The sequence below is a fragment of the Bradyrhizobium sp. WBOS07 genome, from assembly GCF_024585165.1.
GTDB lineage: Bacteria > Pseudomonadota > Alphaproteobacteria > Rhizobiales > Xanthobacteraceae > Bradyrhizobium > Bradyrhizobium japonicum_B.
Map to the genome: position 1 here is coordinate 4,312,364 of NZ_CP029008.1, position 20,599 is coordinate 4,332,962.

Annotated in this window: 17 protein-coding genes; 5 read left to right on the forward strand and 12 right to left on the reverse strand. The window is 66.0% G+C overall.

Going from position 1 to position 20,599, the window contains the following annotated elements; translation table 11 throughout:
* Positions 1 to 32 precede the first annotated feature (32 nt).
* The 3 genes from DCM79_RS20625 to DCM79_RS20635 form a co-directional block, all read right to left on the reverse strand.
* A complete protein-coding gene (locus tag DCM79_RS20625; protein ID WP_028134917.1) occupies positions 33 to 644 on the reverse strand; it encodes a hypothetical protein in 612 nt (203 codons plus the stop codon).
* Positions 645 to 757: 113 nt separating this feature from the next.
* Positions 758 to 1,744, reverse strand: coding sequence for an MDR family oxidoreductase (locus DCM79_RS20630; protein ID WP_257176088.1), 987 nt, complete (start codon positions 1,742 to 1,744; stop codon positions 758 to 760).
* A 41-nt stretch (positions 1,745 to 1,785) separates the two neighbouring features.
* The gene (locus tag DCM79_RS20635; protein WP_257176089.1) at positions 1,786 to 3,039 is read right to left on the reverse strand and encodes an MFS transporter; all 1,254 of its coding nucleotides are present in this window, start codon (positions 3,037 to 3,039) and stop codon (positions 1,786 to 1,788) included.
* 333 nt (positions 3,040 to 3,372) lie between these two features.
* Between DCM79_RS20635 and nadA the strand changes: the two genes are divergently transcribed.
* From nadA to nadC, 3 genes are all read left to right on the forward strand, one after another.
* Positions 3,373 to 4,479: a quinolinate synthase NadA gene (gene nadA, locus DCM79_RS20640; protein WP_257176090.1), complete on the forward strand. Its 1,107-nt coding sequence runs from the start codon at positions 3,373 to 3,375 to the stop codon at positions 4,477 to 4,479.
* A gap of 214 nt (positions 4,480 to 4,693) precedes the next feature.
* Positions 4,694 to 6,298, forward strand: a complete 1,605-nt coding sequence (locus DCM79_RS20645) for an L-aspartate oxidase (RefSeq protein ID WP_257176091.1) — start codon at positions 4,694 to 4,696, stop codon at positions 6,296 to 6,298.
* Between the two features lie 11 nt (positions 6,299 to 6,309).
* Positions 6,310 to 7,185, forward strand: coding sequence for a carboxylating nicotinate-nucleotide diphosphorylase (nadC, locus tag DCM79_RS20650; protein ID WP_257176092.1), 876 nt, complete (start codon positions 6,310 to 6,312; stop codon positions 7,183 to 7,185).
* A gap of 103 nt (positions 7,186 to 7,288) precedes the next feature.
* On the opposite strand, the gene DCM79_RS20655 is transcribed toward nadC, so the two are convergent.
* From DCM79_RS20655 to DCM79_RS20665, 3 genes are all read right to left on the reverse strand, one after another.
* The gene (locus tag DCM79_RS20655) at positions 7,289 to 8,743 is read right to left on the reverse strand and encodes a cell wall hydrolase (protein ID WP_257176093.1); all 1,455 of its coding nucleotides are present in this window, start codon (positions 8,741 to 8,743) and stop codon (positions 7,289 to 7,291) included.
* A gap of 648 nt (positions 8,744 to 9,391) precedes the next feature.
* Positions 9,392 to 12,319 (reverse strand): pyruvate, phosphate dikinase, encoded by a 2,928-nt coding sequence (ppdK, locus tag DCM79_RS20660; RefSeq protein ID WP_257176094.1) that lies wholly within the window; start codon positions 12,317 to 12,319, stop codon positions 9,392 to 9,394.
* A gap of 96 nt (positions 12,320 to 12,415) precedes the next feature.
* Positions 12,416 to 12,571 carry a DUF3096 domain-containing protein gene (locus DCM79_RS20665; RefSeq protein WP_008562090.1) on the reverse strand — a complete coding sequence of 52 codons (156 nt, stop codon included), beginning with the start codon at positions 12,569 to 12,571 and terminating at the stop codon, positions 12,416 to 12,418.
* Positions 12,572 to 12,794: 223 nt separating this feature from the next.
* Here DCM79_RS20665 and DCM79_RS20670 point away from each other — a divergent pair, with 223 nt between their 5' ends.
* Positions 12,795 to 13,148, forward strand: a complete 354-nt coding sequence (locus DCM79_RS20670; RefSeq protein WP_257176096.1) for a DUF1236 domain-containing protein — start codon at positions 12,795 to 12,797, stop codon at positions 13,146 to 13,148.
* A gap of 296 nt (positions 13,149 to 13,444) precedes the next feature.
* Here DCM79_RS20670 and glyS read toward each other — a convergent pair whose 3' ends face one another.
* The 6 genes from glyS to DCM79_RS20700 all read right to left on the reverse strand — a co-directional run bounded on the left by glyS (position 13,445) and on the right by DCM79_RS20700 (position 19,111).
* A complete protein-coding gene (gene glyS, locus DCM79_RS20675; protein ID WP_257176097.1) occupies positions 13,445 to 15,544 on the reverse strand; it encodes a glycine--tRNA ligase subunit beta in 2,100 nt (699 codons plus the stop codon).
* The gene (locus DCM79_RS20680; protein ID WP_257176098.1) at positions 15,544 to 16,482 is read right to left on the reverse strand and encodes a glycine--tRNA ligase subunit alpha; all 939 of its coding nucleotides are present in this window, start codon (positions 16,480 to 16,482) and stop codon (positions 15,544 to 15,546) included. Before DCM79_RS20680 ends, glyS begins: the two co-directional genes overlap by 1 nt.
* A 224-nt stretch (positions 16,483 to 16,706) precedes the next feature.
* On the reverse strand, positions 16,707 to 16,898 hold the full coding sequence (locus tag DCM79_RS20685) for a hypothetical protein (protein WP_028134907.1): 192 nt from the start codon (positions 16,896 to 16,898) through the stop codon (positions 16,707 to 16,709).
* Positions 16,899 to 17,003: 105 nt separating this feature from the next.
* Positions 17,004 to 17,912 (reverse strand): S49 family peptidase, encoded by a 909-nt coding sequence (locus DCM79_RS20690; protein WP_257176099.1) that lies wholly within the window; start codon positions 17,910 to 17,912, stop codon positions 17,004 to 17,006.
* Between the two features lie 214 nt (positions 17,913 to 18,126).
* Positions 18,127 to 18,891: a tRNA1(Val) (adenine(37)-N6)-methyltransferase gene (locus DCM79_RS20695; RefSeq protein WP_257176100.1), complete on the reverse strand. Its 765-nt coding sequence runs from the start codon at positions 18,889 to 18,891 to the stop codon at positions 18,127 to 18,129.
* A complete protein-coding gene (locus DCM79_RS20700; protein WP_028134904.1) occupies positions 18,884 to 19,111 on the reverse strand; it encodes a DUF2007 domain-containing protein in 228 nt (75 codons plus the stop codon). The genes DCM79_RS20695 and DCM79_RS20700 overlap by 8 nt, the downstream gene beginning before the upstream one ends.
* Before the next feature lie 132 nt (positions 19,112 to 19,243).
* On the opposite strand from DCM79_RS20700, the gene DCM79_RS20705 reads away from it, so the two are divergent.
* Complete coding sequence (locus DCM79_RS20705; protein ID WP_028134903.1) at positions 19,244 to 20,251, forward strand: polyprenyl synthetase family protein; 1,008 nt, start codon at positions 19,244 to 19,246, stop codon at positions 20,249 to 20,251.
* Positions 20,252 to 20,599 lie beyond the last annotated feature (348 nt).

Genomic DNA, 20,599 nt, shown 5'->3' on the forward strand with positions numbered 1-20,599 from the left:
AAAAAAGTGTGCGGGCGTCCCGCACGGCCGTCTCACTGGGTGGAGCGGCGCAGCTCCAGCGGGGCCTCGTTCTTGGCGGGCTCGGACCTCACTTCGGCCTTGGCCTCCGCCTTCACCGGCTCGAGCCGGCTGCTCTCGACACGCGGCGTCTCCACGCGCGCGGCGACCTCGGTGTTGGCCGGGCTGACCGAACCGGTGTGCTCCGGCCTGTGCAGCGAGCGCGGCCGCGCTGCAGCGCGGGCCATCAGCATCTGGTTGCCGCCCTGGTGACGGAAGTCGCAATAGGCGAAGCCCATGCCCGACACGGAGCCGCGGAAGCTGCGATCGTCCGTCTTTTCCAGGTTGAAACAGGGCTCGAACGGAATCCCTTTGATCGAGGCGCAGACATTCTGGCCGCGGATCTGGAGCGTATTGCCGGGCAGGCGGAGATGCTTGACCGGGCCCGCACCCGAGAACTGCACCGCACCAGCGGCGCCGAGATCGTCGAGGATGCGGCCTGCACCGCGGGTGCCGTCGAAACAGGTGAAGGCAAACACTTTGCCGGCGACGAAGCGACGCGCCTCGTCGGCGTTCATGCTTCCGGCAACGGCCGGCGCAAACGTTGCTGCCGCCGTGACAGCCCCCAACACAAAACGCGCAAGCATGCTCAACTCCGAACCCAACCCCGCAGCGGGCGATGCCTTATCTCTTTACCCGCTGCTTACCATACGAACCATGGCGACATTGAAGCAGCTTGGTTGGTAAAGTCTGAACGCCGTTAGACAATTTTTACCACGATACGGCCGCGCACCGCACCGGCCAGAATCTTGGCGCCCCAATCCGAAACCTCGGCAAGCGAAATTTCCTTAGTGATTTCAGCTAGTTTTGTCCGATCGAGATCGGATGCGAGGCGCTGCCAGGCGGCCTTTCTGGGCTCGATCGGACACATCACCGAATCGATGCCGAGAAGGCACACTCCGCGCAAAATAAACGGTGCCACCGAGGACGGCAGGTCCATGCCCGCCGCCAGGCCACACGCCGCGATCGCTCCGCCATATCGCGTCATCGAGAGCAGATTGGCGAGGGTGGTCGAGCCGACGCTGTCGACGCCACCGGCCCAGCGCTCCTTGGCGAGAGGTTTGGCCGAACCGGACAGTTCGTTACGGTCGATGATTTCGGCAGCGCCCAGGTGCTTCAGATAGTCGGCCTCAGAGGCCCGGCCGGTCGAGGCGATGACGTGGTAGCCGAGCTTGGAGAGCACGGCGATCGCGACCGAGCCGACGCCGCCGGCGGCACCGGTCACCACCACCGGGCCGCTCTTCGGCGACAAACCGTGCTTCTCCAGTGCCAGCACCGCGAGCATCGCGGTGAAGCCGGCGGTGCCGATCGCCATGGCATCGCGCGCCGAGAGCCCCTCCGGCAAGGCGACCAGCCAGTCGCCCTTCACCCGTGCCTTCTCGGCATAGGCGCCGAGATGGGTCTCGCCCATGCCCCATCCAGTGCAGACCACCTTGTCGCCGGCCTTCCACTGCGGATGCGAGGAGGCCTCGACCGTACCGGCGAAGTCGATGCCGGCGATCATCGGGAAGCGGCGCACTACCGGCGCCTTGCCGGTGAGCGCAAGGCCGTCCTTGTAGTTCAGCGTCGACCATTCGACCCGGACGGTGACATCGCCGTCCATCAGCTCGGCTTCATCGAACTGCGTGAGCGCGGCAACGGTGCCCTTGTCCGCCTTGTCGATCCGGATCGCCTTGAATGTGGCCACGACTGAACTCCCTGACTTGTCTGTCCGGGATGTTTAGCCGATCAGGCGGGCTGCGCAACCGCCCGTGCCACGGGTTTCTCCACGATCGGAAGATTGATCAGCGCGGAGAGCACGCCGAACAGGATCGAAAGCCACCAGATCGGCGTGTAGGAACCGAATTTCTCGAACACGATGCCCCCGAGCCAGACGCCGAGGAAGCCACCGACCTGATGGCTGACGAAGGCGAAGCCGTAGAGCGTGGCAAGCCAGCGCGTGCCGAACATCAGCGCCACCAGCGCCGAGGTCGGCGGCACCGTGGAGAGCCAGGTCAGGCCGGAGATCGCACCGAACGCAATCGCCGAGAACGGCGTGATCGGGAACGAGATGAAGGCGAGTGTCGCCAGCGCGCGCGTGAAGTAGATGGTCGAGAGGATGTAGCGCTTGGGCAGTGAGTTCTGGAGATAGCCGACGCTGAGCGAGCCCACGATGTTGAACAGACCGATCGCCGCGATCACCCAGCCGCCGGTTTGTGCGGTGATGCCGCGATCGACCAGGAAGGCCGGCAGATGCACGGTAATGAAGGCGAGCTGGAAGCCGCAGGTGAAGAAGCCGAGCACCAAGAGCACATAGGAGCGGTGGCCGAAGGCCTCCGCAAGCGCCTTTGTAATGGTCTGCTCATCGGCAGGCGCCGTATTGGCCGTGTTTGCGACAGGCGGCGTCGAGAGCGCCAGCGACAGCGGGATGATCAGCAGCATCAGGAAGCCGAACACTGAGAGCGCCTGCTGCCAGCCGAAATTGTCGATCAGCGCGACGCCGATCGGCGCGAACAGGAACTGCCCGAACGAACCCGCAGCGGTGCCGGCGCCGAGCGCGATGCCGCGCTTCTCCGCGGGCAAGAGCTTGGTGAAGGCCGACAGCACCAGGTTGAACGAGCAGCCGGCCAGACCTAAGCCGATCATCACGCCGGCCCCCATGTTGAGGGACAGCGGCGTCGAGGAATAGCGCATCAGGAGCAGCCCGCCGGCATAGAGGAGCGCGCCGACGCACATCACCCGGAACAGGCCGAAGCGATCGGCCACGGCTCCAGCGAAAGGCTGGCCCAGGCCCCACAGCAGGTTCTGCACGGCGATCGCGAGGCCAAACACGTCGCGGCCCCAGGAGAATTCGTGGCTCATCGGCTGCACGAAGAAGCCGAGCGCCGAGCGCGGACCGAAGCCGAGCATGCCGATCGCACAGCCGCACAGAATGATGATGGCCGGGGTGCGCCAATTGGAGGAACGTGGGGCCGGAGCAAATTCGCTCACTGATGTCGACATGGTGCTCCTCGTTTGTCATTGGCGGAGTGGCGAAGCAGCCGCCGCGAACGTGCCATTTAATGCACTTGCATGAAAATCCCAAGTCAAAAACGGTTGCATTCCACGAGGAGCTGCCGCGGGAGCATTGCATTTCAATGTGGCCTCACCTGACCCTCCGGACCTGACGGAAATGTGTGCGGCTGGATCTGGCAATCCCCGGTAGAGCATGTTATGTTAGATTTGCTCATAATGAGTATATAAAACCCGAAGACATCCGCGCTGGCCTCTCGGCCGGCATTTTCGGATCTCATATATACTCAAATTGAGCATAATTAATCTGCAAGGGAGGCTTCGATGCCGATCGCTGGAATTTACGGCCCCGACGACTTTGCCAACCGGCCCCAGGGCCAAGTCAGCGCCTTCCCCCGGGCCGCACCCGCACGAACGGAAGCCAGGCTGCCGACGCCCTCGCTGACATGGACGCCGGAGGTCGCCCGCGCGACTGCGCCGCTCTATGAGCGCGTGAAGCATGTGATCCCGCCGATCGAGTGGCCGCTGATGGCGCCGACGATCCTGGCGATCAACGAGCTGAAGCGCGCCCGCGGCGCGGTGATCCTCGCGCACAATTACCAGTCCCCCGAGATCTTCCACTGCGTCGCCGATATCGGCGGCGATTCGCTGCAGCTCGCCGTCGAAGCCACCAAGGTGAAGGCCGACATCATCGTCCAATGCGGCGTGCATTTCATGGCGGAGACCTCGAAACTGCTCAACCCCGACAAGACGGTGCTGATTCCCGACGCAAGCGCCGGCTGCTCGCTCGCCGCCAGCATCACCGGCGCCGACGTCCGCCTGCTGCGCGAGAGATTTCCCGGTGTGCCGGTCGTCGCTTACGTCAACACCTCGGCCGAGGTGAAGGCCGAGGTCGACATCTGCTGCACCTCCTCGAACGCGGTGCAGGTGGTCGAGAGCCTTGGCGCTCCAAGCGTGATCTTCCTGCCCGATCGCTATCTCGCAACTTACGTGGCCTCGAAGACCGACGTGAAAATCATCGCCTGGAAAGGCGCCTGCGAAGTACACGAGCGTTTCAAGGGCGAAGAGCTGCGCGCTTTCCGCGAGGCCGATCCGTCGGTGCAGATCATCGCGCATCCCGAATGTCCGCCGGACGTGCTGGCGGAAGCCGACTTCACCGGCTCGACCGCGCACATGATCAACTGGGTGCGTGAGCGGCGGCCGCGGCGGCTGGTGATGATCACGGAATGCTCGATGGCCGACAATGTGCGCGCCGAGCTGCCCGACGTCGAGATGCTGCGCCCCTGCAATCTCTGCCCGCATATGAAGCGCATCACGCTCGCCAACATCCTGGACAGCCTGCTGACGCTCCGTGAGGAGGTAACGATCGATCCCGCGCTCGCGGAGAGGGCAAGGCGATCGGTCGAGCGGATGATCAATCTGAAGAACTGAGTACGAGGATCAGCAACAACCACAGCTGTCGTCCCGGACAAGCGCGCCTCAAGCGCGCGCAGATCCGGGATCCCCGCGCGAGCGCTCGCGCTCGTCGCGACCACAGGCAGATGTTTGGCGACGACTCGGAGTGACGAGCTCGCGTCACGACTCCTCCCTGGGGTTATGGGTCCCTGCGTTCGCAGGGACGACGGCGGAGTGAACGGAGAGAACAATGACCAACAACATCCACGACCTCATCCGCACCGACGACATCGTCATCGTGGGCGGCGGTCTTGCCGGACTGTTCTGCGCGCTCAAGCTCGCGCCGCGTCCGGTGACGCTGATCTCGGCGGCACCGCTCGGACAGGGCGCATCATCCGCATGGGCGCAGGGCGGCATCGCCGCCGCGGTGGCCGAGGGCGACACGCCGGAGGCGCATGCTGCCGACACGATCGCGGTCGGTGGCGGCCTCGTCGACGAGGCGGTCGCACTCGGGATCGCACGCGAGGCGGCGCCGCGCATCCACGACCTGCTCGCCTATGGCGTGCCGTTCGATCGCGATCTCGAAGGAAAGCTTGCGGTCGGGCGGGAAGCTGCGCACTCGGCCCGGCGCATCGTGCATGTGCGCGGCGACGGGGCGGGCGCCGCGATCATCGCGGCCTTGAGCGATGCGGTGCGCCGGACGCGGTCGATCCGCGTGATCGAAAGCCTCGTCGCCGAAGCCCTCTTGACCGAAGATGGCGTCGTCTCCGGGCTTCAGTTGCGCGAAGCCGGCAATCCCGCGGCACGGCCGCTCCTGCTCGCCGCGCGTGCGGTGGTGCTTGCCACCGGCGGGATCGGACACCTCTATGCCGTCACCACCAATCCGTTTGAAGCCAACGGCTCGGGCCTTGCCATCGCGGCCCGCGCCGGCGCCGCGATCGCCGACCCCGAATTCGTTCAGTTCCACCCGACCGCCATCATGACCGGAGGCGATCCGGCACCGCTCGCCACCGAAGCCCTGCGCGGCGAAGGCGCGACGCTGATCAACGGCAACGGCGAGCGCTTCATGGCGGCGCGCCATCCGCTCGCCGAGCTCGCGCCACGCGACATCGTGGCCCGCGGCGTGTTCGCCGAGATCGCGGCCGGGCGCGGCGCCTTCCTCGACGCACGGGCGGCGCTCGGCGCGCGCTTCGCCGACAGATTCCCGACCGTGCATGCGAGCTGCATCGCCGCCGGCATCGATCCGGCGAGGCAGGCCATCCCGGTCGCGCCCGCCGCGCACTACCATATGGGCGGCATCGCGGTGGACGGCCGCGGCCGCAGCTCGATCGAGGGGCTCTGGGCCGGCGGCGAGGTGTCGTCGACCGGCGCGCACGGCGCCAACCGGCTGGCCTCGAATTCGCTGCTGGAGGCGGTGGTCTATGCCGCGCGCATCGCCGACGACATCGCCGGCCGTATTCTTCCCTCCCCTGCCCGCCTTCCCGAGGCATTGGTGACACCGCGCGGCGGCGCGCCGGATGCTGCTGCCGTGCGGCGGTTGCGGGCGACGATGAGCTCCTGCGTCGGTGTGATCCGCGACGATGGCGGCCTGGTGGAAGCCGTGCACCACTTCGCCGCGCTCGAACGCGAGGCGACGAGCACCACGCTGCGCAACATGGCCACCGCAGCCCTGCTTGCCGCCGCCTCGGCGTGGAGCCGGCGCGAAAGCCGCGGGGCGCATTTCCGCATCGACCACCCGACGGAGGTGCCCGCGCTGGCGCAGCGAACGATGACCACCCTCGCCGCGATGCGCGAGGCCGCCGAGAGCCTGAACGAGCGGCCAGTATCGCGCAGCGCCCAACCCCTGACTGCCTGAAGGAAGCCCCGATGACCCCGACCTCACTGCTCTATCCCGATGCCTTCCTCTCGCCGCTCGCAATCGACGCGGCCGTTCAGCGCGCGCTCGACGAGGACCTCGGCCGCGCCGGCGACATCACCTCGCTTGCGACGATCCCGGAAGCGACCAAGGCGCAGGCAGTCCTGGTCGCGCGCCAGTCCGGCGTGATCGCCGGCCTGCCGCTTGCGCTGGCGACGCTGCAAAAGCTCTCGGCCGACATCGATGTGCGCGCCCATGTCCGCGACGCCGCTCGCGTCGCCCGCGGACAGCAGGTGCTGACGATCTCGGGCCCCGCGCGCGCCATCCTCACCGCGGAGCGAACCGCGCTGAACTTCGTCGGCCGCCTGTCGGGCGTTGCGACATTGACGGCGGATTATGTCGCGCGCACCGAAGGCACGAAGATGCGCATCTGCTGCACGCGCAAGACCACGCCGGGGCTGAGGGCGCTGGAGAAATACGCGGTGCGCTGCGGCGGCGGCTTCAACCACCGCTTCGGTCTCGACGATGCGATCCTGATCAAGGACAACCACATCGCGGTCGCCGGCGGCATCCGTCCGGTGCTGGAGCGCGCCCGCGCCCATGCCGGCCATCTCGTCAAGATCGAGATCGAGGTCGATACGTTGTCGCAATTGCGCGAGGTGCTCGACAGCGGGCTGGCCGACGCCGTGCTGCTCGACAACATGGATCTTGCGACGCTGCGGGAGGCCGTCAGGCTCAACGAGGGCCGCCTCGAGCTCGAGGCGTCCGGCGGGGTCACGCGCGAGTCGATCGCCGCCATTGCCGCCACCGGCGTCGATTACGCCTCGGCCGGCGCGCTGACGCATTCCGCGCCGAATTTCGACTGCGCGCTGGATATTGAGATGTGAGGCGGTCTTTCCGTCATGGCCGGGCTTGTCCCGACCATCCCTGTCTTGCCCCACGGCACGGAGAACGTGGATGCCCGGGACAAGCCCCGGGCATGACGACTTTCTACCTCCGCTCGCTCGTACCCATCTCGGCGGAGCTCTTGGCTTCCTGGGCGAGCTCGGCGGAGAGTGCGGCGGTCTGGGCCGGCGTGCCCCAGCTCGGCTCTTCGCTGCCATCGCCCCAGGCGCGAGGGCGGTAGAAGGTGTGCACGCCGGTCTTGTACATCTTCTTCATCTCGGCGACCCAGGACGGACGCACCCAATAGGCATGATAGTGCGTGGACTTGCCGACCTCGGGCAGCCAGATCTGGCCGTCGAGCATGGCCTTGGCGATCTTCTTGGCGCGCTCCCACATCTCGGGCTCGCGGATCACGTCGGTATTGTTGTCGCAGGCGAAGGTGAATTGGCAGGCGAGATGACGATGCTTGTTCTGATAGACCGCGCCGCACACGGTGTCGGGATATTTGCCGGAGAACACGCGGTTCATCACGACCTGCGCGACGGCCATCTGGCCGCGGACGGCCTCGCCGCGGGCTTCGAAATAGACCGCTTCGGCGAGGCACTTTTCGGACTTGGCGCGCGACTTGTCGTCGAGCGCGAGCCGTTCCGCCGGCGACCTCGTGCGCTGGTTGTCGGCATTGACCTCGCCCTTCGGCGCAACGCTCTCGCCGCTCTCGATGTCCTTGGCGATCTCCACCGTCGGCGGCGTCAGCGAGGCCGTCGCCTTCATGTCGGGATCGGGCATCACGATCAGCGGCTCGGCGCCGGGCTGCCAGCTCTCGATGCTCTCCAGATTGCCGCCGAGCGAGGAGCTGCCGAAGAACAGGCTGGAGGTCTTGACGCTGAAGGGATCACGCACCGGCGTCGTCGGCGCGGTGGTCCGCTTAAGCGCCTCGAGCGGCGCGGTCGCGAGCGCACGCGCGGCGTCACTGGCCTGCGGCGCGTTGGTGTATTGCGGCAGCGGCGGCGCGCGCAGCGCTTCCTGGAGCTCGGGGTCGAGCGCGGCCGCGGATTCCGGCGACATCGGCAGTGGTAGGGCGGCGGTCTTGGCACCGAACACCGAGCTGTTCGAGGTCGCGGGATCTTCCTGCGCCGGTGCCGCAGCGGGCGCAGCCGTCTCTGGAGCCTGGCCCGGTGTAACAATTGCGAGGCGATCACCCTTCATGGAGCGATCGACCTTGGGAAAGTCGGATGCCTGATAGCGCGGCACGGTCTGCAGCGCCGGATTGCGGCGGATCGCACCGGTGACGTCGCGGCCATCGAGGCTCGCGAGGCGCACCATCGCGCTCTGCGGAACCGAGGTGCCGATGGGGCGGGAAAAGCTGTAGGTCGCGAGCTGGATCGAGGACGCCGCGGAGAACACCTGCTTCTGCCAACGCTCGGCGACGCCGGGTTGGCGCGCCAGCAAGGAGGCAATGTCCTGATAGCCGGTCTCTCTCGGCATCAATGCGAAGATGCAGAGACCGATGCCGAAGGACGCGAACCGCGCGCCCTTCGGATGGTTACGCAACACTGACATCAACACGCTCACGCTACGCTTACGCCAGACAAACCGAACCGCAGTACATCCGTGCAATTCGATCTTTATCGTAAGTATCCAATTTAGGTTGCCGGGGCGTTAATCGGCGTTGCGCGTTCGGCACACTCAAGCGAACACAGGTGTTTTCACGGAGCGATGCTGCGCGTTGGTAAACGCGTCGTCACGCCAAGCGGTAAACAAGAGGTCAACGCGAATGGTGAAGGAACTCTTGACGGCGCGTAGCAATACGGGGCGCAGGATAGTTCCCGGTGTTGCAGGAGGTATCGCGACATACACGAATGTCATGCCCCGACTTGATCGGGGCATCCAGTACGCCGCAGCTTCTTGGATCAACCACGAACGTCGCGGCGTACTGGATCGCCCGGTCAAGCCGGGCGATGACAGCGCGTGTGTGGGGAGCGCGTTCAACGATCTGCGTCATTGCGAGCGCAGCGAAGCAATCCAGAATCATTCCGCGGAGGGATTCTGGATTGCTTCGTCGCATCAGCGCAAAATTGCTACGCAATTTTGTCGCGAGCTCCTCGCAATGACGTGGAGAGAGATCGTCGTGCATAATGAGAGAGGCGGGGTTGCCCCCGCCTCTCTGCATTCCAGCATTTTAATTCTGCTTACGCCTGTGAGCCCTGCCTACGCCTGGCTTGCGATCTCCTTGCCGAGCGCGGCTTGTGCGGCGGCAAGGCGCGCGATCGGCACGCGGTAGGGCGAGCAGGAGACGTAGTCGAGGCCGATATGGTGGCAGAAGGCAACCGAGGCCGGATCGCCGCCGTGCTCGCCGCAGATGCCGACCTTGAGCTTCGCCCGCGTCTTGCGGCCGCGCGCGACGCCGATCTTGACCAGCTCGCCGACGCCTTCCTGGTCGAGCGCGATGAAGGGATCGACCGCGAGGATGCCTTTGGACACGTAGGTCCCGAGGAAGCTCGCGGCATCGTCGCGGCTGATGCCGTAGGTGGTCTGCGTGAGGTCGTTGGTGCCGAACGAGAAGAACTCGGCCGACTGCGCGATCTCGCCCGCGAGCAGACAGGCGCGCGGCAGCTCGATCATGGTGCCGACCTGATAGGCCAGCTTGGTGTTGGTCTCGCGCATCACCGCCTGCGCGGTGGCATCGATCCGCGCCTTGACGAGATCGAGCTCCGCCTTGGTCGCGATCAGCGGCACCATCACCTCGAGACCGACGGCCTTGCCGGTGCGCTTCTCGGCCTCGACCGCCGCCTCGAAGATCGCACGCGCCTGCATCTCGGCGATCTCAGGATAGGCGATCGCGATGCGGCAGCCGCGGAAGCCGAGCATCGGATTGAACTCCGACAGCTCGCGCGCGCGGTCGGCGAGGCGCCGCGGATCGGTGTTCATGGCACGCGCCACTTCCTCGACCTCGGCGTGGGTGTGCGGCAGGAATTCATGGAGGGGAGGATCCAGAAGCCGGATCGTGACGGGCAGGCCCTTCATGATCTCGAACAGCTCGACGAAGTCGGCGCGCTGCATCGGCAGCAGCTTGGCGAGCGCGGCGCGGCGGGACTGCTCGTCCTCGGAGAGGATCATCTCGCGCACCGTGCGGATGCGGGTCTCCTCGAAGAACATGTGCTCGGTGCGGCAGAGGCCGATGCCTTCGGCGCCGAACTTGATCGCGGTGCGGGCGTCGTCCGGCGTGTCGCCGTTGACGCGGACGCCGATCTTGCGGACCTGGTCGGCCCAGTTCATCAGCGTGCCGAACTCGCCGGACAGCTCCGGCTCGATCATCGGCATGCGGCCGGCGAGCACCTGGCCGAGCGAGCCGTCGATGGTGATGACGTCGCCGGTCTTGAAGGTGCGCGAGCCGATGCTCATGGTGCCGCGGCCGTAATCGACGCGGATGGTGCCGCAGCCGGAGACGCAGGGCTTGCCCATGCCGCGGGCGACGACCGCCGCGTGCGAGGTCATGCCGCCGCGCGTGGTCAGGATGCCTTCGGCGGCGTGCATGCCGTGAATGTCTTCCGGGCTGGTCTCGATGCGGACCAGGATCACCTTGCGCCCGTCGGCCTGAAGCTTGGCCGCTTCATCCGAGGAGAACACGATCTCGCCGGAGGCTGCTCCCGGCGAAGCCGGCAGGCCGGTCGCGATCACGTCGCGCTTGGCGTGGGGATCGATGGTCGGATGCAAGAGCTGATCGAGCGAAGCCGGATCGATCCGCGTCACCGCTTCCTTCTTCGAGATCAGGCCTTCGTTGGCGAGCTCGACCGCGATGCGCAGCGCGGCCTTGGCGGTGCGCTTGCCGCCGCGGGTCTGCAGCATCCACAGCTTGCCCTGCTCGACCGTGAATTCCATGTCCTGCATGTCGCGGTAGTGCTTCTCGAGCAGCGTGTAGATCCGCGTCAGCTCCTTGAAGGCCTCCGGCATCGCCGATTCCATCGACGCCTTGTCGGAGCCCGATTCCTTGCGCGCTTCCTCGGTGATGTCCTGCGGCGTGCGGATGCCGGCCACCACGTCCTCGCCTTGCGCGTTGATCAGGAACTCGCCGTAGAGCTTGCTCTCGCCGGTCGAGGGATTGCGGGTGAAGGCAACGCCGGTGGCCGAGGTCTCGCCCATGTTGCCGAACACCATGGCCTGCACGTTGACCGCGGTGCCCCAGGACTCCGGAATGTCGTGCAGCTTGCGATAGGTCACCGCGCGCGCGTTCATCCAGGATGAGAACACCGCGCCGATCGCGCCCCAGAGCTGGTCGTGCGGATCCTGCGGGAAGTCCTTGCCGGTCTCGCGCGCGACCGCGTCCTTGTACTTGCCGACCAGCTCGACCCAGTCGTCGGCGGACAGATCGGTGTCGAGCGTGTAGCCCTGGCTGTCCTTGAAGGTGTCGAGGATCTCCTCGAAGTGATGATGCTCGAAGCCGAGCACCACGTCCGAGTACATGGTGATGAAGCGACGATAGCTGTCGTAGGCGAAGCGGCGGTCCCCCGACAATTCGGCCAGCGCTTCCACGGTCTGGTCGTTGAGGCCGAGGTTGAGCACGGTGTCCATCATGCCCGGCATCGAGGCGCGCGCACCGGAGCGCACCGAGACGAGCAGCGGGTTCTTGGTGTCGCCGAACACCTTGCCGGTCAGCTTGCCGACATGGTCGAGCGCCTTCTCGACCTGCACCTGCAGCTCCTTCGGATAGGTTTTGCCGTGCGCGTAGAAGTAGGTGCAGACCGAGGTCGGGATGGTGAAGCCGGGAGGCACCGGCAGGCCGAGATTGGCCATCTCGGCGAGGTTGGCGCCCTTGCCGCCAAGCAGGTCACGCATCTCCGTCCGGCCTTCGGCCTTGCCGTCACCGAATGTGTAAACCCATTTGCCGGCCTTGATCCCGCTTGGGGCCGCCTTCGCCGGCGCAGCCTTCTTCGCTGCGGGCTTGGCAGCAACCTTCGGCAGAGCCGCCTTGGTCACGGCCTTGGCCGCCGGCTTTGCAGCGGTCTTGGCAACGGCTTTGGCGACCGGCTTCGGCGCGCTCTTGGCCAGCGCCTTGCGGGCTGGCGGCGCGGCCTTGGCGGCGGCCGAGGACTTTGATTTCGCTGGCATTTTTTTAGGCTTCGAGGCGGCTTTGGCCATAGCTTGCACACAACCTGCGAGAGGAATGGGAAATCGCGGGCCTTACACCACTTTGGGCGGGCCCGCGCAAGTCGAACAGTTCCGAAAAGTGAACGCCTAGAAGCGGAGCCACTTCAGGAGCCCGAGCCCGATCGCGCCGTTCACGATGAGGAAGATCGCGACGATCAGGTTCAGCAGCCGCGGCATGATCAGGATGAGCACACCCGCAATCAGCGACAGGATCGGCGAAATGTGGGCGACGGTGATGTGCATGAACTATCTTTCTGTGGAGGGGGCGAATCGCGGGCGGATCATAGCCCTCCCGGTTCCGCGAGTAGAGACGCGCAACGGGCGAGGCAGGTTCCGCCGCCCACGAAAACTGCCTGAAATTGCCGCTGATACGGCAGGGCTTTTCCCGGAACATTGCCGACACGCATGCATTGGCAACCGGTCGCGCCTGTTGCGCGTCCGAACCATCACGTCGAAGGAGTTGTCCATGCGGAACAGGATTCTTGGTCTTGCAGCGCTCGCGGCCGCGATCGGCTCGCCTCTGGCGGCGCAGGCGCAAACCAGTGTCACCGTCGGACGCGCGCCCGCCGTGGTCGACAGCGGCCCAACCATCGCCGTCGAGCATCGGCCGGCTTTCCGCGACTACGTCGTCGAACAGCGCGTGCCGGCCTTCAGCATCCCCGATCGCGTCGTGGTCGGCACCACCTTACCCGAGGCGGGCGTCACCTATTACGACGTGCCGCAACGTTTCGGCGCCACCACCTATCGCTACACCGTCGTGAACGGCGAGACCGTGCTGGTCGAACCGCGCTCGCGCCGCATCGTCGAGGTGCTGGACTGAGACGGACCAAGTGAGACCGACTAGATGTCCGGCGCGTCACATCAGGCTGGCGCGAGCAGTTGAATCGGACATCAGGCCCCGCCCGGTTTTCCCCCCGCCGGGCGGGGCACCTTTTTACGCTTCGTGTTTGAGCCTGTGTCCCGGACAAGGCGCAATGCGCAGCATTGCGACGCAGAGCCGGGACCCAAGACGCTGCGAGCACGCGGCCTTCCTGGGCCCCGGCTCTGCAGCGCATCACGCCGCGAAGACGCGGCGAGCTGCGCTGCGTCCGGGGCACGAGGCCGCACTACCGTAGCTCAATCCTGGATCTTGGAGAAATCCGCCACCGCGCGCGTGGCGCTGCGGATCTCGTTCAGGAGCTTCAGCCGGTTCTCGCGCACCTTGGCATCGTCGTCATTGACGCGAACCTTGTCGAAGAACGCATCGACCGGCGGACGCAGCTTCGCCATCGCGCTCATCGCGGCGGCAAAATTCTCCTTGGCGACCGCGGCGCCGGCTTCCGCCTTCACCTCGTCGATCGCCTTCGCCAGCGCCTTCTCCTCGGCGAGGCTGTAGAGCGCGGCGTCGGGCGTGCCGTCGAAGCTGCGCTTGTCCTTCTTTTCCTCGATCGACAGGATGTTGCTGGCGCGCTTGGTGCCGGCGAGCAGGTTCTTGCCGTCGTCAGTGTCGAGGAATTTTCCGAGCGCCTCGACCCGGCGGACGATCATCAGCAGGTCGTCTTGGCCGCCGAGCGCGAACACGGCATCGACGAGATCGTGCCGCGCGCCCTGCTCGCGGAGCTGGACCTTGAGGCGATCGGCGAAGAAGGCGAGGAGGTCGATCGGGAGCTTGGAGGTATCGGCCGGCTGCGCCGACAAGCCAGCGAGCGCGGACGCCGCCACCTTCATGAGCGAGAGACGCAACGCGTTCTCGGCGATCAGCCTGATCACGCCCAGCGCCGCGCGGCGTAGCGCATACGGGTCCTTGCTGCCTGTCGGCTTCTCGTCGATGGCCCAGAAGCCGACGAGCGTATCGAGCTTGTCGGCGAGCGCCACCGCGATGCTGACCGGATCGGTCGGCACGCGATCGGCAGGGCCTTGCGGCTTGTAGTGCTCCTCGCAGGCGGCGGCGATGGAGGCATCCTCGCCCTGGGCCAGCGCGTAGTACTTGCCCATCAGGCCCTGCACCTCCGGGAATTCGCCGACGACCTCGGTCAGCAAATCGGTCTTCGCCAGATGCGCGGCCCGCGCGGTCTTGGCGACATCGGCGCCGACCAGCGGCGCGATCTCGCCGGCGAGGCGCTCGATGCGCTTGATGCGTGCAGCCTGCGTTCCGAGCTTCTCGTGGAACACGATCTGCTCGAACTTCGGCAGCCGCTCTTCGAGCTTCGTCTTCAGATCCGTCTCGTAGAAGAACTTCGCATCCGACAGCCGCGCGCGGATCACGCGCTCGTTGCCGGCAATGATGGTCTTGCCGCCGTCGGTGGCCTCGATGTTGGCGACCAGGATGAACTTGTTGGCGAGCTTGCCCGTCTTGGGGTCGCGCACCACGAAGCACTTCTGGTTGTTGCGGATGGTGGCGCGGATCACTTCGGCCGGCGTCGCCAGGAATTCCGGCTCGAACGAGCCCATCAGCACCACCGGCCATTCAACGAGACCTGCGACCTCATCGAGCAGGTTCTGGTCCTCGACCAGCTCGAAGCCCTGCGCAAACGCGAGCTGCTTGGCGTCGGTGAGGATCGCGTCCTTGCGGCGCTCGGAGTCGAGCACGACCTTGGCATCCAGCAGCTTTGCTTCGTAATCCTCGAAGCGGCGCACCTGAATCGGCGCCGGCGCGAGGAAACGGTGGCCGTACGTGGTCTGGCCGCTCGCGATGCCGTCCACCTCGAACTTCACGACATCGGGCTCTTCGGTCTCGAGCCCGAAGGTCGCGGTGATCGCGTGCAGCGGCCGCACCCAGTTCAGCGAACCTGGCTTGCCCGAGCGCGCGCCCCAGCGCATCGATTTCGGCCAGGGGAAGGTGCGGATGATGACGGGCAGGATTTCGGCGAGCACGTCGATCGCGTCGCGGCCGGGCTTCTCGATCAAGCCGATGTAGAAGCCGCCCTTGGGATCGCGCTGGATTTTTGCTTCGTCCAGCGACTTCAATCCCGTCGCTTTCAGGAAGCCCTGCACGGCCGCATCGGGCGCACCGACTTTCGGGCCGCGGCGCTCGGTCTTCAGGTCGGGCTGGCGCGCCGGGATGCCGTGCACGGTGAGCGCGAGGCGGCGCGGCGTCGCGAACGCCTTGGCGCCCTCGTAGACCAGGCCTTCGGCGACGAGCTTGTCGGTGACCATGCGGCGCAGATCGTCCGCCGCCTTGGCTTGCATGCGCGCGGGAATCTCTTCGGAGAACAGTTCAAGCAAAAGATCGGGCATCAGGCCGCTCCGCCCGCTTCAGTATGGATCCAGGCCTCGCCGCAGGCCTTTGCCAGCTCGCGCACCCGAAGAATGTAGCTCTGCCGCTCGGTCACCGAGATCACGCCGCGCGCGTCTAGCAGGTTGAAGACGTGGCTGGCCTTGATGCACTGGTCGTAGGCCGGCAGCGCCATCAGATGCTGCTTCTTGTTGCCGCCGTCGCGCCAGCCGGCGTCGAGATATTTCCTGCAGGCCGCTTCCGCCATCTTGAACTGCTCGAACAGCATCGCGGTGTCGGCATGTTCAAAATTATGGCGCGAATATTCCTGCTCCGCCTGCAGGAAGACGTCGCCATAAGTGACCTTCTGGTCGCCGTCGCGGCCATTGAAGTTGAGGTCGTAGACGCGGTCGACGCCCTGCACATACATCGCAAGACGCTCGAGCCCGTAGGTGAGCTCGCCCGCGACCGGCGCGCATTCGAAACCGGCGACCTGCTGGAAGTAGGTGAACTGGCTCACCTCCATACCGTCGCACCAGCACTCCCAACCGAGGCCCCAGGCGCCCAGCGTCGGGCTCTCCCAATCGTCCTCGACGAAGCGGATATCGTGCACGGCGGAATCGATGCCGATCGCGGCCAGCGACTTCAGGTACAGCTCCTGAAGGTTCGGCGGCGACGGCTTCATGATCACCTGGAACTGGTAGTAATGCTGCATCCGGTTCGGATTCTCGCCGTAGCGGCCGTCCTTGGGCCGGCGCGAGGGCTGCACATAGGCCGCGTTCCAGGGCTTCGGCCCGAGCGCGCGTAGCGTGGTCGCCGGATGGAAGGTGCCCGCGCCCATCTCCATGTCGTAGGGCTGCAGGATCACGCAGCCCTGCTCGGCCCAGAACCGCTGGAGCGCGAGGATGAAGCCCTGGAACGAGCGTTCCGGGCGCATATGGGCGGGCAAGGAGGCGTCCATCGTCAGATCGGGCTCTCGCGGGGGTTTTGAATCGCGCGGGACCGTATCGACGGCGGGGGTGGGAATCAAGGCAAAGGGGCCTTCTTACCTCTCCCGCTTGCGGGAGAGGTCGGCGCGGAGCGCCGGGTGAGGGCTTTCTCCTCTTGGGGGTTCTCGCTTGTGGAGAGAACCCCCTCCCCAGCCCTCCCCCGCAAGCGGGAGAGGGAGCGCACCGAGTATGGGGGCTAACCCGGCCTGTACGCCCCGGTGACGGGGTCACGCTTCAGCTTCTGGATATCCCCCATGCGGGCGGTCTCGGCGACGCGCGACAGGCGCATCTCCTCCAGCTCCTGGTTGATCTTGACGGCGGTCTTGTAGGCCCAGCGGACCACGGCAAGCCCACCCAGCACGCCCGCAAAAGCGACGAACGGCGGCATCGGTCGATCCTTGTCTAGTGCTCAGCCCCCACGCGCATTGTCGCGCAGTCCGGGCCGCGCCGCAATTGGCATGGCGAGGGGCGAAATGGCGCGGGACGGCGCCGGCTAGAACCCGAATTTCGCCCAGATCGCCCGCGTCTCGACCGCCGAGATCAGATCGTCCGGCAACCGGGCGATCGATTCCAGCGCCGAAAGCTGCCCTGCGCCGGGCGATTTCCGTCCCAAAAGGCCGGACAGCAGCCCGGTCGGCTGCGCGATCACGGGGGTGAGAACCTTCTCGCCATAGCGGGCACGAAGAGTTGAGCGCAGATCGCCGATGCTGTCGGCAAGCCCCAGCGCGACCGAACTGTCGCCGGCCCAGTATTCGCCCGTGAACAGCGTATCGTCCGAGCCCTTGAGGCGCGCACCGCGGCTCTCCTTCACCAGCGAGATGAAGATCTGGTGGATCTCGCGCTGGATCGCCTTCAGCTTGGCGACGTCTTCAGGATTTTCGGGCAGGAACGGGTCGAGCATCGCCTTGTGCTCGCCCGACGTGTAGAGCCGCCGCTCGATTCCGAGTCGCTTGATCGCCTCCTGGAAGCCGAAGCTGCCGCCGACCACGCCGATCGAGCCGAGGATCGATGAGGGATCGCAGATGATCTCGTCGCCGGCGCAGGCGATCATGTAGCCGCCGGAGGCCGCAACGTCCTCGACGAACACCAGCACCGGCAGCTTCTTCTCCGCCGCGAGCTGCTTGATGCGCAGATAGATCTGGCGCGACTGCACCGGCGAGCCGCCGGGCGAATTGATCACCAGCGCCACCGCCTTGGCGTGACGATACGAGAACGCGCGCTCCAGCACTCTCGCGACTCCCGCAAGCGTCAGACCGGGTCGCAGCGGCGTCACCGCGCCGATCACGCCCGATAGCCGCACCACCGGCACCACCGCGGTGCCGGGGCGGAAGCGCGCCGGCAGATATTGCATGAGCTTGTCGGCCAGGCCGGAACTCTCACGATCGTTCAATTGTTCGGCCATGCCGTTACCTCTGATTAACCATTTTTTATCACGCGACTGTCATTGGAAGTGCCTGGAACGTGTTTTGCAGATTTTCCCTTGGGAGGCTGCAATGAGGCGGCGGAGAACACCATGAAAATCTATCTTCTGATGCTGCTGATCGGCGCGCTGTTCATGGCGATCCGCCTGACCTCGCCGCACGAGCAGCGATCGGAATCGCTTCCCCGGTAAGCCGTCAAGGTTCCACCAGCGGCAAGGCCGCTCTCCCCTCCAAAATCTCCGTCATCTCGCTGCTTGATACGCGCGTCTCGTCGTTGAGCATGAGGCCCGGCAGCAATCGCGTCGGGGCCCGGCCGCCTTTGACCGCGCGCACCAGCACGCGGATCGCAGGCCGCCCCGCTTCGCCGTGAACCGGCAGGATCGCGAGGCTGCCAAAGCCGCGCGACAATGCCGCCAGGACGTCGGCGATGCCGTCCGCACGCCAGATCAACGTCAGCACACCGTTCGATCGGAGGATGCGCCGCGCTGCATGCACCCACGCATGCAGAGTCTCCTCCGTCGCCACATGCGCGATGTGACGCGCCTGATCCGGCGAGCCGCGATGCCGGGCCGGATCGTTGAACGGCGGATTCATCAGCACCACGTCGACGCTGTCGGGCGGCAGCCCATTCGCGGCAAAGGCCTCGGCGCCGGAAGTGACGTCGAGCACGATCGTCTCGGCGGCGATCGCATTCGCCGCCGCGTTGCTGCGCGCGAGCCCGGCCAGCTCCGGATCGATCTCGACCAGGCTGAGGGCGACCCCGGGGACGCGGCTGGCGAGCGCCAGCCCGGCCGTCCCGACGCCGGCTCCGAAATCGATCACGCGGTCTCCGCTGCGGGCCTCGGTCGCCGCCGCGAGCAGGATGGCGTCATGCCCGGCGCGATGGCCGGACCGCTTCTGCCTCAGGCGTAACCGGCCGCCGAGAAAGGCGTCCTCGGTAATATCTGCAGCCTCACTCATCGCCGCGCAGTTCGTGGCTGAGGCCGGCTTGGGTGAGGAGTTCCCTCGCCTCCTGGACATCGTCCTCATGGACGAGGATGCGCCGTGGCAAGATTCCGAGCGAGCCCTCGATGATGCTCATGTTCTGGTCGAGCACCAGATGATGGATATTGGCGCCATCGAGCAGCGCGCCGATCGCCGACACCAGCACCATGTCGTTGGTCCGAACCAGTTCACGCAAATCCCAGGTCTCCTGCCTGAAAACGGGGCAGCGGCAAATGTCAATGGTTCCGCAGCACTTGCCGCACCCGCCGCCAGTTTCTATTGTCTTTCCGTCAGAATAGCCCTTCCGGGGCAAATATTGGAGACCGGCGTGGCCGTCATCGTACCTTTCGAAACTCCCGGCGCGTCGATCGAACAGCTCGTTGCCCTTGTCGCCCCTGACATGGAGCGCGTCAACGCCACGATCCTGTCGCGGACCGGCTCCGACGTGACCATGATCCCGGAGGTCGCCAACCATCTGATCTCCTCCGGGGGCAAGCGGCTGCGGCCGATGCTGACGCTCGCCATGGCCAACCTCGCCGGCTACACCGGCGACGGCCACATCAAGCTCGCTGCCTCCGTCGAGTTCATGCATACCGCCACGCTGCTGCACGACGACGTCGTGGACGAGAGCGAGATGCGCCGCGGCAAACTGTCGGCGCGCATGCTCTGGGGCAATGAGGCCAGCGTCCTGGTCGGCGACTTCCTGCTCGGCCAGGCCTTTCGCATGATGGTCGAGGTCGGCTCGCTCCGCGCGCTCGACATCCTCTCCGCGGCGGCCGCCACCATCGCCGAGGGCGAGGTGATGCAGCTCGCCGCCGCCAAGAACACCGCGACCACCGAGGACGAATATCTCGCCGTGATCCGCGGCAAGACCGCTGAGCTATTCGCCGCCGCCTGCGAGGTCGGCCCCGTCATCGCCAACCGCCCGAAGGCGGAGCAGACCGCCTGCCGCTCGGTCGGCATGAATCTCGGCATCGCCTTCCAGCTCGTCGACGACGTGCTCGACTATGGCGGCAAGAGCGCCAAGCTCGGCAAAAACACCGGCGACGATTTCCGCGAGGGCAAGATCACCCTGCCCGTCGTGCTCGCCTTCCGCCGCGGCAACGACACCGAGCGCGCCTTCTGGATCCGGGCGCTGGAGCGCGGCGAGATCGGCGATTCCGATCTCGATCACGCCATCGGCCTCATGAACAAGCACCGCGCGCTGGAGGACACGCTGAGCCGCGCCCAGCACTACGGCGCCATGGCCGTCGACGCGCTGGCGCTGTTCCCGTCCTCGCCGATGAAGAGCGCGCTGGAGCAGGTGGTGGCGTTCTGCCTGGCGCGGTCGCACTAGGCGGCTAGAGCTCCTATCATCGCGGCACAATCGTTGACCCGTCATCCTGAGGCGCGAGTGACGCGATGCATTGCATCGCGCCGCGAGCCTCGAAGGATGCACGGCCAAGCTGCAGCTGGGCCTTCGCCCTTCGAGGGCCGCCGAAGAAGCGGCCGCCTCAGGTGACGGTGATGGACTGCAGCGCGCTGCATCAACATCGTCATTGCGAGCGAAGCGAAGCAATCCAGAATCCCTCCGCGGAAACAGCCTGGATCGCTACGCTCGCAATGACGGAGCAAGATGCAGCAGCACCACTCCCTCTCATGTCCCGGACGCGCAGCAGCGTGAAACGCTGTTGTGCAGAGCCGG

Excerpts from the sequence above, each read along its gene's own strand:
- DCM79_RS20665 (WP_008562090.1), bottom strand. The coding sequence starts at position 12,571 with ATGCACATCACCGTCGCCCACATTTCGCCGATCCTGTCGCTGATTGCG.
- DCM79_RS20690 (WP_257176099.1), bottom strand. The coding sequence starts at position 17,912 with ATGGCCGAACAATTGAACGATCGTGAGAGTTCCGGCCTGGCCGACAAG.
- nadA (WP_257176090.1), top strand. The coding sequence starts at position 3,373 with ATGCCGATCGCTGGAATTTACGGCCCCGACGACTTTGCCAACCGGCCC.
- DCM79_RS20635 (WP_257176089.1), bottom strand. The coding sequence starts at position 3,039 with ATGTCGACATCAGTGAGCGAATTTGCTCCGGCCCCACGTTCCTCCAAT.
- ppdK (WP_257176094.1), bottom strand. The coding sequence starts at position 12,319 with ATGGCCAAAGCCGCCTCGAAGCCTAAAAAAATGCCAGCGAAATCAAAG.
- DCM79_RS20655 (WP_257176093.1), bottom strand. The coding sequence starts at position 8,743 with ATGTCAGTGTTGCGTAACCATCCGAAGGGCGCGCGGTTCGCGTCCTTC.
- DCM79_RS20680 (WP_257176098.1), bottom strand. The coding sequence starts at position 16,482 with ATGGACGCCTCCTTGCCCGCCCATATGCGCCCGGAACGCTCGTTCCAG.
- DCM79_RS20645 (WP_257176091.1), top strand. The coding sequence starts at position 4,694 with ATGACCAACAACATCCACGACCTCATCCGCACCGACGACATCGTCATC.
- nadC (WP_257176092.1), top strand. The coding sequence starts at position 6,310 with ATGACCCCGACCTCACTGCTCTATCCCGATGCCTTCCTCTCGCCGCTC.
- DCM79_RS20695 (WP_257176100.1), bottom strand. The coding sequence starts at position 18,891 with ATGAGTGAGGCTGCAGATATTACCGAGGACGCCTTTCTCGGCGGCCGG.
- DCM79_RS20670 (WP_257176096.1), top strand. The coding sequence starts at position 12,795 with ATGCGGAACAGGATTCTTGGTCTTGCAGCGCTCGCGGCCGCGATCGGC.
- DCM79_RS20685 (WP_028134907.1), bottom strand. The coding sequence starts at position 16,898 with ATGCCGCCGTTCGTCGCTTTTGCGGGCGTGCTGGGTGGGCTTGCCGTG.
- glyS (WP_257176097.1), bottom strand. The coding sequence starts at position 15,544 with ATGCCCGATCTTTTGCTTGAACTGTTCTCCGAAGAGATTCCCGCGCGC.
- DCM79_RS20625 (WP_028134917.1), bottom strand. The coding sequence starts at position 644 with ATGCTTGCGCGTTTTGTGTTGGGGGCTGTCACGGCGGCAGCAACGTTT.